We start from the raw sequence: 12,128 nt of genomic DNA, 5'->3' as shown, positions 1-12,128 counted from the left end.
TTGTCCGGTGCCGCCGCCCCCCGACTTCTCCACCGCCACCACCCCCGGCTGTCCGGACCCGCCCCTCGTCCGAACTCAGCGGCCCGCGCCAGGCGCCCGTCGATCCGGCCCCGGCCGCGCCCGGCCCCTCCGAGGAACCGACCGCGCCCACCGCCACGGCCTCGCCGTCCACCGACCGGCGGCCGTGACCGGGCACCGGTTCGGCGAGGACCGGCGGCAGCCGCCGGTCTGCGGCCACCACGCGGCCGGCGCCCCGCCGGACGGCGGCACCGGCGGCGGGCTCGGCGGCGACGGCGCGCGCTGCACCGGCGTCGGTGTCAGCGGGAGTACGGAGCAGTGACCCCCGGGCCGCCCGCGGCCCGGGGGTCACTCCCAGACGACCACGCTGCGCCGCACCGGCACCGTCGCGGGATCCGAGGCGAACAGTTCCGGCGCCTGGGCGCGCAGGCGTTCGATGTCGTTGAAGACGGCCCGCAGATGGTCGCGCATCCGGGCCCGGGCCAGCGTCACGTCACCGCCCTCGACCGCGGCGAAGATCTCCTGGTGCTGGTCGGCGAAGACGGCCGGCGACTCGTGCCCGTGCAGGCCCAGCCGGCGGGCCCGGTCCAGGTGGCCCTTGGCCGCGGCCACGGTGGTCCAGGCGTTGCCGTGGCCGCTCAGCCGCAGCAGGTCGTGGTGGAACGTCTCGTCCAGGGCGAAGAACTCCTCCAGGCCGAGGCCGGCGTCGCGCTGGCGTGCCAGGTTGGCGCGCAGTTCCGCGACGATGCCGGCGTCGAGCCGCTCGGGCAGGTCCTCCAGGGAGGCCAGCTCCACCGCCTCGCGCAGGAACTGGGCGTCGGCGACCTGCGCCGGGTCCACCCGGGACACGAACGACCCGATCTTCGGGAACACCTGCACCAGCCCCTCCTGCGCGAGCAGGATCAGGCTCTCCCGCACCGGGGTCCGGCTGACTCCCAGGGAGGCGGCCAGCTCGTTCTCCGACAGGGCGGCGCCCGGGGCGAGTTCCAGGGTCAGGACCAGCTGGCGCAGCTTCAGGTAGATGTCGCGCCGACTGGTCCGCCGCCCGTTCGATTGAGGCATGGGCCCATCCTACGTACCTGCGGAAAGGGTATTGCTCCTCTGCGCGACAGATGCTTGTATACAAGCACTGCACGACAGGATGGAGCCGCAAGTGAGCACAATCGAGCGGGCCGAGGTGTTCGTCTCCTCCCCGGGGCGCACGTTCGTCACGCTGCGCATCACCACCAGCGACGGGGTGACGGGGCTGGGCGACGCCACGCTCAACGGCCGGGAGCTGGCCGTCGCCAGTTATCTGCGCGACCACGTGGTGCCGGTGCTCATCGGCCGGGACCCGGCCCGGGTCGAGGACATGTGGCAGTACCTCTACAAGGGCGCGTACTGGCGCCGCGGCCCGGTCACGATGACCGCGGTGTCGGCCGTGGACACGGCACTGTGGGACATCAAGGGCAAGGTCGCGGGCCTGCCCGTGTACCAGTTGCTCGGCGGCCGGTCCCGGGACGGCGTGCTGGTCTACTCGCACGCCAGCGGCACCGACGTGCCCGCCCTGCTGGACGACGTCGAACGCCATCTGGAGCTGGGCTACAAGGCGGTCCGGGCGCAGGCGGCCGTGCCGGACGTCGGCGGCACCTACGGGGTCCGCAAGGGAAAGATCTACGAGCCCGCCGCCACCGACCTGCCCGACGAGCAGCCCTGGGACACCGAGGCCTACCTCGGGTTCGCGCCCGCCTGTCTGGAGGCGGTCCGCGAGCGGTTCGGCTTCGGCTTCCACCTGCTGCACGACGTGCACCACCGGCTCACCCCCGTCGAGGCGGCCCGCTTCGGCAAGAGCGTCGAGAGCTGCCGGCTGTTCTGGATGGAGGACCCGACCCCGGCGGAGAACCAGGAGGCGTTCCGCCTCATCCGGCAGCACACCACCACGCCGATCGCGGTCGGCGAGGTGATGAACTCGATCTGGGACGTCCAGCACCTCATCACCGAGCAACTCGTCGACTACGTACGCACCACCGTGGCGCACGCGGGCGGCATCACCCACCTGCGGCGCATCTTCGACCTGGCCGCGCTCTACCAGGTACGCACCGGTTCGCACGGCGCGACCGACCTCTCCCCGGTCTCCATGGCCGCCGCCGTCCATCTCGACGTGGCGGTGCCGAACTTCGGCATCCAGGAGTACATGGGGCACGCGGAGGAGACCTTCGAGGTGTTCCGCAGCGGTGTCACCTTCGCCGACGGGTACCTCAATCCGTCGGACGCGCCGGGTCTCGGCGTCGAGTACGACGAGAAGGCGGCCGAGCGCTTCCCCTACCGGCGGCGTTATCTGCCGGTGGCGCGCCGCCTCGACGGTTCGGTGCACGACTGGTGAGCGGCCGGCACCTTCCCCGCCTGGACCGTACGGCGCTGTCCCGGCTGGCGCCGGCGCTGCGGCCCGCCGTGGACCCGGCCGGGCTGCGCCCCCGCGTCGTGCACTTCGGGCTCGGCGCCTTCCACCGGGCGCACCAGGCGCTGTACACCGAGAACGCCGCCGCGCTGTCCGGCGAGCCCTGGGGCATCACCGCCGTGGCGCCGCGTTCGGCCGGGACCGTGCGGGCCCTGCGCGCGCAGGACTGTCTCTACTCGCTCGTCGAACGCCGCCCCGACGGGGATGCCTGCCGGGTGGTGGGCGCGGTGGTCGGCGCCCTGGCGATGGGCCCGGACGCCGGGGCCGTGGACGCGCTGCTCACCGACCCCGAGGTGACGGTGGTGACCCTGACGGTGACCGAGAAGGGGTACCACCGGTCGCCCTGGACGGGCGGTCTGGACACGGCCGCGGCGCCGGTCGCCGCCGACCTCGCGGCGGCGCCGGACGGTCCGCTCGGCACGGTGGTGGGCCGGCTGGCCACCTCGCTGGCCGCCCGGATGCGGGCCGGCGCGCCCCCGGTCACCGTCGTCTCCTGCGACAACATGGCGGACAACGGCGCCGTACTGGGCCGGGTCGTCCGCGACTTCGTGCGCGCCGCCGCCTGGCCGGACCGGGACCGGGTCCTGGACCGGATGGCGCGCGCGGTGGCCTTCCCGTCGACGGTCGTCGACCGGATCGTGCCGGCCACGGGCCCGGCCGACCGGGCCGCCGCCCGCGCCGCGCTCGGCCTCGACGACGCGCTGACCGTGGCCGGCGAGCCCTACCGCCAGTGGGTGCTGGAGGACGCCTTCGCCGCGCCCCGGCCGCCGTGGGAGCGGGACGGCGCCCGGTTCGTGCCGGACGCCGCCCCCTACCAGCTCACCAAGTTGCGGCTGCTGAACGGCGCCCACTCGGCCCTGGCCCACCTGGGCCTCGCCACCGGCCACGGCACCGTCGCCGACGCGATGGCGACGGACTGGGGCGAGCGGCTGGTCCGGGCGCTGTGCGCGGAGGTCGCCCCCACCCTGCCGGCCGGCGGTCCCGATCCGGCGGCCTACGCGGCCGACCTCGTCGCGCGGTTCCGCAACCCGGCGATGCGGCACCGGCTGGACCAGATCGGCTCCGACGCCTCGCTGAAGATCACCGAGCGCTGGCTGCCCGCCCTGCGGGAGCTGCGCGCGGCCGGCGCGGACACCCCGGTGCTCGCCCTCGCGCTCGCCGCCTGGGCGTACGGCACCCGGCCCGGCGCGCCCGGCGGGTCCGGCCCGGCGGCCGGGACGCCGGCCGCCGGCTGGGAGACCGGGGCCCGGCCCGCCCGGACGGTGGCCGCGCTGCTGCGGGCCGTCGGCGCGGCGGACCTGGCCGACGACACCGCCCTGGTCACGGCCGTCGCCGACCGGCTGCCGGCGCTGCGGGCCGGGCGCGTCGAGCTCTGAACCGCCTGCCCACGCAACCGCTACACCGCCACCGAACAACGGAGTTCACGATGAAGGACAGTGCCGTCACCGCGGAGCAGACCCGTCCCGCGCGGCGCACCACGGGCGACCTGGCCAGAGCCGCCGTCTCGGGCTGGCTGGGCACGGCCATGGAGTTCATGGACTTCCAGCTCTACTCGCTGGCCGCCGCGATCGTCTTCAACAAGCTCTTCTTCCCGGACGTCAGCCCCGCCATCGGCCTGATCGCCGCGATGGCCACCTACGGCGTGGGCTACGTCGCCCGGCTGGCCGGCGCCGTCTACTTCGGGCGGATGGGCGACCGGATCGGCCGCAAGAAGGTCCTCTTCCTGACCATCCTGTTGATGGGCGCCTCGACCACGCTGATCGGGGTCCTGCCCACCTACGCCACCATCGGCGTCATGGCGCCGGTGCTGCTGGTCGTGCTGCGCCTGGTCCAGGGGTTCGGCGCGGGCGCCGAGATCGCCGGCGCGACGGTGCTGCTGGCCGAGTACGCCCCCGCCAGGCGGCGCGGCCTGATCTCCTCGCTGGTGTCGCTGGGCACCAACTCCGGGACGCTCGCCGCCTCCGGGCTGTGGGCCGTGCTGCTGTCCGTGCTCAGCGAGGACCAGTTGCTCTCCTGGGGCTGGCGGCTGCCGTTCCTGCTCAGCTTCGCCCTGATGATCTTCGCGGTCTGGCTGCGCCGCGGCCTGAAGGAGAGCCCCGTCTTCGAGCAGCGCGCCGACGTGGTGGACGGTGTGGCGCTGGCCCGCGACGAGGTGGAGGCGGTCATCGCCGGTCCCGGCCAGGGGCCGGAGAACGGGCTGGCGGCCGGGGTCCGGCAGCGCAAGGGCAAGGCGTTCTTCCTCGCCCTCGGGCTGCGCTTCGGACAGGCCGGCAACTCCGGTGTGATCCAGACGTTCCTGGTCGGCTACATCGCCACCAACCTGGCCGTCGGCCGGTCCGTGCCCACCGACGCGATCGTGTACGGCTCGCTGGCCGGGTTCGCCACCGTGCCGCTGGTCGGGCTGCTCGGCGACCGGATCGGGCGCCGGGTGCTCTACCTGGCGCTCACGCTGCTGACCGCCGTCCTCGCCTTCCCGGTGCTGTTCCTGATCGCGTCCGGCAGCACGGCCGGGGTGATGGCCGGCATGGTGCTCGGCCTCAACGTCGGTGTGCTGGGGCTGTTCTCGCTGGAGAGCGTGACGATGGCCGAACTCTTCGGCGCCCGCACCCGGTTCACCCAGCTCGCCCTCGCCAAGGAGATCGGCGGCATCCTCGCCACCGCGATCGGCCCGGTCCTGGCTGCCACCCTCACCGCCGTCACCGGCAGTTGGTGGCCCATCGCCGCGATGCTCGTCGTGTACTCACTCATCACCTTCGTCAGCGCGTACCTCGCGCCCGAGACCCGCGGCCGCGACCTGGTCCGCCTGGAGGACGCCGTATGACCGCCACCACCGCCACCGGCCGGAAGACCATGCGGGCCGTCGTGGTGCACGGCGCGGGGGACGTGCGCGTCGACACCCGGCCGCGCCCGGTGCCCGGCCCCGGGCAGGTGCTGCTCGCCCTGGAGTGGGGCGGCATCTGCGGCTCGGACCTCGCGTACTGGAAGAAGGGCGCGTCCGGCACCGCCGCGCTGGCCCATCCGCTGGTGCTCGGCCACGAGGTCGCGGGCCGGATCGCCGGCCTCGGCGCGGGTGTCACCGGCCTGTCCGAGGGGCTGCCGGTGACCGTGCACCCGGCCCGGCCGGTCGGTGACGGTGTGCTGCCGGAGCGGATCGCGGGCCGGACGAACCTCTGGCCGCGGGTCCGTTACTTCGGCTCGGCGGCGTTCACCCCGCACACCGACGGCGGGTTCAGCGAGTACCGGGTGGTCGACGCCGACCAGGTCAGGCCGCTGCCGGACGGGGTGGACACCGAGCAGGGCGCGCTGGCGGAGCCGTTCGCGGTGGCCCTGCACGCGGTGGGCCGGGTCCCCGACCTGCGCGGCCGGACGGTGCTGGTGAACGGCGCCGGGCCGATCGGCTCCCTGGTGGTGGCCGCCGCCCGGTACCGGGGCGCCGGTGCCGTGCTCGCCGCCGACCTGTCGCCCGCCGCGCTCGCCGTGGCCCGTGCGATGGGCGCGGCCGAGACCCGTGACCTCTCCCGTGGCGAGGCGCTGCCCGAGGACGTGGACGTGGTCTTCGAGGCGTCCGGCGCCCCGGCGGCGCTCGGCGCGGTACTGCGGGCCACCGCCCGCGGCGGCACCCTGGTCCAGGTCGGCAATCTGCCGGGGACGGCCGTCGCCGCCGTCCTCGGTGACCTGGTGACCCGCGAGATCACCTGGACGGGCTCGTACCGCTTCGTCGAGGAGATCGACGACGCGCTGCGCGCCCTGCGGGACGGCGTGGACGTACGGCCGCTGATCACCCACCGGTTCCCGCTGGCGCGGGCCGCGCAGGCGCTGTCGGTCGCCGCCGATCCGGGCAGTGGCAGCGGCAAGGTGATGCTGGAGCTGTCCGGCGCCGGGGCGGGCGGCTGAGGTTCAGGCCGTCCCCCGGGCGGCCGCCCGGAACTCCAGCGGGGTGCGCCCGTCGTGCCGGCGGAAGAACGCGCCGAAGTCGCTGGGGTCGGCGAAGCCGAGGTGGCGGGCCACGTCGGCGGCGGTGCCGTCGGTGTGCACGAGGAGGCGTTTGGCCTCCAGCACGATCCGGGCGTCGAGGTACGCCTTGGCGCTCGTCCCGGTCGCGGCGTGCACCGCGCGCGTGAGGGTGCGCACGCTGTAGCCGAGGGCGGCGGCGTAGTCGGCGACGCGGTGGGTGCGGGTGAAGTCCCGTTCGACGGCGGCCCGGAAGCGGGGGAAGGGACCGTTCCCGGCCGCCCGCTCGGCGGCCGTCTCCCGCGGTGCGGCGTGCGCCAGCCGCAGCAGCAGCACGGCGAGCAGCATCCGCAGCGCCTTGTTGTGCGCCTCCAGCGGCATGGTGCCCAGGTCCGCGTACTCGGCGACCAGATGGGCCCGGGCCAGGTCCACCGGCCGGGCGCGCGGGCCGGCCGGGACGACGGGGCCCGCGGTGTCCGGCGGGTCGTCCGGGACGAAGCCGGGGCGCCAGATCACGATGTCCCCGCCGGCGATCTCCCACGGCCCCTCCGGCCCGGCGCCGTACTGGTGGACCTGTCCGGGGCGCACCCACAGCCAGCCGCCGGGCGGGACGACGTACCGGGTGAAGTCCACGGTGTGCGGCAGCGGCGCGGAGTCCGGGTGCACGTGGATGAGGTGGTGGAAGTCGGGGCGCTGCGGGCCGGACAGGTCGATGCCGCGGCGCCGGCCGCGCTCCCGCAGTTCCGCGAAGTCGACCACGTCCATGCCGATCGGCGCGCTCAGCGCGGGCCGGTAGGCGACGTCGGTGATCGTGGCAGCCATGGCACACCTGTCCGTTTTTCCCCATCAGCTGTCCCCAGCGTACCGGCTCGGGCCAGGAACGGCTCCTAGCGTGGACGGGGAACGGACCGGAAGCTGACCGAAAAGGAACAGGTGTGCCGTGCGGGTGATCGTGGCGATGACGGGGGCCACCGGCGCGCCCTTCGGGGTGCGGCTGCTGGAGCGGCTGGCCGGACTGCCGGACGTGGAGACCCACTTCGTCGCGAGCCGCTGGGCGCGCGCCACCGTCGAGCTGGAGACCGGCCGCACCATGCGGGAGGTGGCCGCGCTGGCCGATGTGGCGCACTCGCCCGAGGACCAGGGCGCCTCCATCTCCTCCGGTTCGTTCCGGACGGACGGCATGGTGGTGATCCCCTGCTCGATGAAGACGCTGGCCGGCATCCGCGCCGGTTACGCGGACGGCCTGGTGGGCCGGGCGGCGGACGTGACGCTGAAGGAGCGCCGGCCGCTGGTGCTGGTTCCCCGCGAGACGCCGCTCAGCGAGATCCATCTGGAGAACATGCTGGCGCTGTCCCGGATGGGGGCGCGGATCGTCCCGCCGATGCCCGCCTTCTACAACCGGCCGGCCACCGTCGACGACGTCGTGGAGCACATCGTCTCCCGCGTCCTGGACCAGCTCGACCTGCCCGCCACCGGCGCCCGCCGCTGGACCGGCCTGCGCGCCGCCCGCGCGTCCTGAACCCGCCCCGCCGCACTGGAGGAGACCCATGCCCTACGACGATCTGCGCTCGTTCCTCGACACCCTGGAGAAGGAGGGACAGCTGCTGCGGATACCGGACGAGGTGCTGCCGGAGCCGGACATCGCGGCGGCGGCCAACGCCGCGGGCCGGATCGGCGACGGGGCGCCCGCGCTGTGGTTCGACCGGGTCAAGGGCTTCACCGACGCCCGGATCGCGATGAACGTGCACGGCTCCTGGCGCAACCACGCCCTCGCCCTCGGGCTGCCGAAGGAGACCTCGCCGCGCGAGCAGGTCGAGGAGTTCGCCCGCCGCTGGGACGCCTTCCCCGTCCCGCCCGAGCGGCGCGCGCGGGCGCCCTGGCAGGAGAACACCCTCGCCGGCGACGACGTGGACCTCTTCGCCGTCCTGCCGCTGTTCCGCCTCAACGACGGCGACGGCGGCTTCTACCTCGACAAGGCCGCCGTGGTCTCCCGGGACCCGGCCGACCCGGACCACTTCGGCAAGCAGAACCTGGGCACGTACCGCATGGAGGTCATCGGCCGCGACCGGCTCGCCCTCCAGCCGGTGCCGGTGCACGACATCGCCCAGCACCTGCGCACCGCCGAGGAGCGCGGCGAGGACCTGCCGGTCGCCATCACCCTCGGCAACGACCCGGTGGTCCCGATCGTGGCGGGCATGCCGCTGCGCTACGACCAGTCCGAGTACGAGATGGCGGGCGCGCTGCGCGGCGCGCCGATGCCGATCGCCACCGCGCCGCACACCGGCCTGGACGTCCCGTGGGGCGCCGAGGTGGTGATCGAGGGCGTCGTCGAGTCCCGGGTGCGGCAGATCGAGGGCCCGTTCGGCGAGTTCACCGGGCACTACTCGGGCGGCCGGCGGATGCCCGTCATCCGCGTCGAGCGGATCTCGTACCGCTCCCGGCCGGTCTTCGAGTCGCTGTACCTCGGCATGCCGTGGACCGAGTGCGACTACCTGGTCGGCCCGAACACCAGCGTGCCGCTGCTGAAGCAGCTGCGCGCCGAGTTCCCGGAGGTGCGCGCGGTCAACGCGATGTACACCCACGGCCTGCTGGTCATCATCTCCACGGCCAAGCGGTACGGCGGTTTCGCCAAGGCGGTCGGCATGCGCGCCATGACCACCCCGCACGGCCTCGGATACGTCTCCCAGGTCATCCTCGTCGACGAGGACGTGGACCCGTTCGACCTGCCGCAGGTCATGTGGGCGCAGTCGGCCAAGGTGAACCCGAAGGAGGACGTCCTGGTGCTGCCGAACCTGTCGGTCGTCGAACTCGCCCCCGCCTCCCAGCCGGCCGGCGTCACCAGCAAGATGATCATCGACGCGACGACCCCGGTCGCCCCCGACCTGCGCGGGAACTTCAGCACGCCCGTCAAGGACCTGCCCGAGACCGCCGAGTGGGCCGCGCGGCTGCGCACCCTGCTCGCCACCCGCTGAGCCATTCCCCCCCGGACCGGAAAGGACCACCCCCTGATGTCCGCGCTCTGCCCCCGCTGCTCCGACGACCGCGTCCGTACCGTCGCGCACTCCCCCGTGCCCGGTGTGTGGGACGTGCTCCAGTGCGCCCGGTGCCTCTACATGTGGCGCACCACCGAACCCGCCCGCCGCACCAGCCCCGACGCCTACCCGGCGCGGTTCCGGATGACCGCCGAGGACATCGCGGCGGCCTCGGAGGTACCGGCGGTGCCGCCGCTGCTCGCCCGCTGAGGGCCGCTGGGGCCCGCGTAACCTGTCCCCCGTGTCAGCCTCCCCTCCGCGTCGCGTCGCCGTCCTGGTCCTGGAGGGCGCCAAGCCCCTCGACGTCGGCATCCCCGCCCAGGTGTTCTCCACCCGCGCGAGCATGCCGTACGAGGTACGGGTGTGCGGGGCGCGGCCCGGTCCGGTCTCCGGCGGTGACGGGCTGTCGTACCACGTCGCCGACGGTCTCGACGCGCTCGCCTGGGCGGGGACCGTCTTCGTGCCGGGGTACCGGTTCCCGGACCGGGAGGATCCGCCGGCGGCGGTGGTCGAGGCGCTGGTCGCCGCCCACGCGCGCGGCGCGCGGCTGGCCGCCATCTCCACCGGCGCCTTCGCGCTGGCCGCCACCGGTCTGCTGGACGGCCGGCGGGCCACCACCCACTGGCACTACACCCGGGCGCTGGCGGCCCGCCATCCGCTGGTCCGGGTCGACGAGAACGTCCTCTTCGTCGACGAGGGCAGGGTGCTGACCTCGGCGGGCGCGGCCTCCGGCATCGACCTGTGCCTGCACATGCTGCGCGGCGACCTCGGGGTGGCCGCCTCCAACCACGCGGCCCGGCGCCTGGTCGCCGCGCCCTACCGCAGCGGCGGCCAGGCGCAGTACGTGCCGCGCAGTGTGCCCGAGCCGCTCGGCGAGCGGTTCGCCGCCACCCGGGAATGGGCGCTGCACCGGCTGGGCGAACCCCTCACCCTGGAGGCACTCGCCCGGCACGCGGCGGTGTCGCCGCGCACGTTCTCCCGGCGGTTCGCCGAGGACACCGGGTACACACCGATGCAGTGGGTGATGCGGGCCCGCCTGGACCTGGCCCGGGAGCTGCTGGAGCGCTCGCAGCGCAGCGTGGAGCAGATCGCGGCCGATGTCGGCCTGGGCACCGGTACCAATCTGCGGCTGCACTTCCAGCGGGTCCTGGGCACCACGCCCAGCGACTACCGGCGCACCTTCGCCCGGGGCGAGTAGCCCGGCCGGGTGCCGGTGGCGCGATACTTTCGAACCCTGGCACTCGCGCCGTTGCGGGCGGCCGTCTCACCGGGCGAGTCTGGTGGCGAAACGGAAGGGACATATTCATGACTCGCATCGCCATCAACGGATTCGGCCGCATCGGACGCAACACGCTGCGCGCGCTGCTGGAGCGCGACAGCTCCCTGGAGGTCGTCGCCGTCAACGACCTCACCGAGCCGGCCGGCCTGGCCCGGCTGCTGGCCTACGACTCGACCGCCGGGCGCCTGGGCCGTCCGGTGTCCGTGGACGGGGACACCCTCGTGGTCGACGGCCGGCGCATCAAGGTGCTCGCCGAGCGGGAGCCGGCCCGACTGCCCTGGGCCGAACTGGACGTGGACATCGTCCTGGAGGCGACCGGCCGTTTCACCGCCGCCAAGGCGGCCCGCGCGCACCTCGACGCGGGCGCGCGCAAGGTGCTGGTCAGCGCCCCGTCGGACGGCGCCGACGTCACCCTCGCCTACGGTGTCAACACCGATGCCTACGACGCCGAGTCGCACACGATCGTCTCCAACGCCTCCTGCACGACCAACGCGCTGGCGCCGCTGGCCAAGGTGCTGGACGACCTGGCCGGCATCGAGCACGGGTTCATGACGACGGTGCACGCCTACACCCAGGAGCAGAACCTCCAGGACGGCCCGCACCGCGACGCCCGCCGGGCCCGCGCCGCCGCCGTGAACATCGTGCCGACCACCACCGGCGCCGCGAAGGCGATCGGGCTGGTGCTGCCGAACCTGGACGGCAAGCTGTCCGGCGACTCGATCCGGGTGCCGGTGCCGGTCGGTTCGATCGTCGAGCTGAACACGACCGTCGCCCGCGACGTGACCCGCGAGGACGTCCTGGCGGCGTACCGCGCCGCCGCCGAGGGCCCTCTCTCCGGCGTCCTGGAGTACTCGGAGGAGGCGCTGGTCTCCTCCGACATCACCGGCAACCCCGCCTCGTCGATCTTCGACTCGGCGCTCACCCGGGTGGACGGCCGGCACGTCAAGGTGGTCGCCTGGTACGACAACGAGTGGGGCTTCTCGAACCGCGTCATCGACACGCTCGAACTCCTCGCCCGCCGCTGACCGGCGGCAGCGCAGATCGCGGCGGAACTCGGTGGCGGTGCCGGAGGTCGTGGGTCTGCTCGGCGGCGGTGAGGGCGGGCCGCTGCGGGGAGAAGCCGAAGTCGGGCAGTGACGGCACCACGACGGTGCGGGAGTCCGCGGGTGGCCGGCCGCTCGGCCGGGGCGGTCAGTTCCAGGAAGGTGCTGGGCCGGCCGTGGGTGAGCACTACTATCGGCAGATCGGCAGGGCGTTGACGGCGGCTTCGTGGCGGCGCCAGTCGTAGCCGGCGGCCCAGTACGCGACGAGGCGGCGCAATTCCGCCGGGTCGGTGCCGGCCGGCCAGCTCCGGGCCGGTGAACCGTGCCAGCACGGCGCGGCTCGCCGCGGTCCACTCCTGGGTCAGCAG

Annotated in this window: 12 protein-coding genes and 1 pseudogene; 10 read left to right on the top strand and 3 right to left on the bottom strand. The window is 74.3% G+C overall.

Translation table 11 applies throughout. The features are described from left to right. Positions 1-340 (top strand): annotated as a pseudogene (locus AB0G32_RS35590) (hypothetical protein); the annotation flags it as partial. 26 nt (positions 341-366) lie between these two features. On the opposite strand, the gene AB0G32_RS35585 reads toward AB0G32_RS35590, so the two are convergent. Further along, positions 367-1,080, bottom strand: a complete 714-nt coding sequence (locus tag AB0G32_RS35585) for a GntR family transcriptional regulator (RefSeq protein WP_361173343.1) — start codon at positions 1,078-1,080, stop codon at positions 367-369. A 91-nt stretch (positions 1,081-1,171) separates the two neighbouring features. Here AB0G32_RS35585 and manD point away from each other — a divergent pair, with 91 nt between their 5' ends. The 4 genes from manD to AB0G32_RS35565 are packed head-to-tail and all read left to right on the top strand — an operon-like array spanning position 1,172 to position 6,349. Continuing rightward, entirely contained in the window at positions 1,172-2,380 is a 1,209-nt protein-coding gene (gene manD / locus AB0G32_RS35580) for a D-mannonate dehydratase ManD (RefSeq protein ID WP_361173340.1), read from the top strand. Then, positions 2,377-3,831, top strand: coding sequence for a mannitol dehydrogenase family protein (locus AB0G32_RS35575; RefSeq protein WP_361173337.1), 1,455 nt, complete (start codon positions 2,377-2,379; stop codon positions 3,829-3,831). Before manD ends, AB0G32_RS35575 begins: the two co-directional genes overlap by 4 nt. 50 nt (positions 3,832-3,881) lie before the next feature. Beyond that, positions 3,882-5,276 (top strand): MFS transporter, encoded by a 1,395-nt coding sequence (locus AB0G32_RS35570; protein ID WP_361173334.1) that lies wholly within the window; start codon positions 3,882-3,884, stop codon positions 5,274-5,276. After that, complete coding sequence (locus tag AB0G32_RS35565; RefSeq protein WP_361173331.1) at positions 5,273-6,349, top strand: L-idonate 5-dehydrogenase; 1,077 nt, start codon at positions 5,273-5,275, stop codon at positions 6,347-6,349. Before AB0G32_RS35570 ends, AB0G32_RS35565 begins: the two co-directional genes overlap by 4 nt. Positions 6,350-6,352: 3 nt before the next feature. Here the strand turns inward: AB0G32_RS35565 and AB0G32_RS35560 are convergent, their stop codons facing one another. After that, positions 6,353-7,228: an AraC family transcriptional regulator gene (locus tag AB0G32_RS35560; RefSeq protein WP_361173327.1), complete on the bottom strand. Its 876-nt coding sequence runs from the start codon at positions 7,226-7,228 to the stop codon at positions 6,353-6,355. 118 nt (positions 7,229-7,346) lie between these two features. Between AB0G32_RS35560 and AB0G32_RS35555 the strand changes: the two genes are divergently transcribed. From AB0G32_RS35555 to gap, 5 genes are all read left to right on the top strand, one after another. Then, positions 7,347-7,925 (top strand): non-oxidative hydroxyarylic acid decarboxylases subunit B, encoded by a 579-nt coding sequence (locus AB0G32_RS35555; protein ID WP_361173324.1) that lies wholly within the window; start codon positions 7,347-7,349, stop codon positions 7,923-7,925. A 28-nt stretch (positions 7,926-7,953) separates the two neighbouring features. Continuing rightward, positions 7,954-9,378, top strand: coding sequence for a non-oxidative hydroxyarylic acid decarboxylases subunit C (locus tag AB0G32_RS35550; RefSeq protein WP_361173321.1), 1,425 nt, complete (start codon positions 7,954-7,956; stop codon positions 9,376-9,378). Between the two features lie 36 nt (positions 9,379-9,414). Further along, the gene (locus AB0G32_RS35545) at positions 9,415-9,648 is read left to right on the top strand and encodes a non-oxidative hydroxyarylic acid decarboxylases subunit D (protein ID WP_361173318.1); all 234 of its coding nucleotides are present in this window, start codon (positions 9,415-9,417) and stop codon (positions 9,646-9,648) included. Between the two features lie 31 nt (positions 9,649-9,679). Continuing rightward, positions 9,680-10,636 (top strand): helix-turn-helix domain-containing protein, encoded by a 957-nt coding sequence (locus tag AB0G32_RS35540; RefSeq protein ID WP_361173315.1) that lies wholly within the window; start codon positions 9,680-9,682, stop codon positions 10,634-10,636. 107 nt (positions 10,637-10,743) lie between these two features. After that, a complete protein-coding gene (gene gap / locus AB0G32_RS35535) occupies positions 10,744-11,742 on the top strand; it encodes a type I glyceraldehyde-3-phosphate dehydrogenase (RefSeq protein WP_361173312.1) in 999 nt (332 codons plus the stop codon). A gap of 208 nt (positions 11,743-11,950) precedes the next feature. On the opposite strand, the gene AB0G32_RS35530 is transcribed toward gap, so the two are convergent. Then, complete coding sequence (locus AB0G32_RS35530) at positions 11,951-12,037, bottom strand: epoxide hydrolase N-terminal domain-containing protein (RefSeq protein WP_361173346.1); 87 nt, start codon at positions 12,035-12,037, stop codon at positions 11,951-11,953. Between the last annotated feature and the right edge of the window lie 91 nt (positions 12,038-12,128).

This window comes from Streptomyces sp. NPDC023723 (genome assembly GCF_040639815.1).
GTDB lineage: Bacteria > Actinomycetota > Actinomycetes > Streptomycetales > Streptomycetaceae > Streptomyces.
The sequence above is the reverse complement of the archived record's forward strand: the minus strand, read 5'-3'. Positions and strand labels throughout refer to the sequence as shown.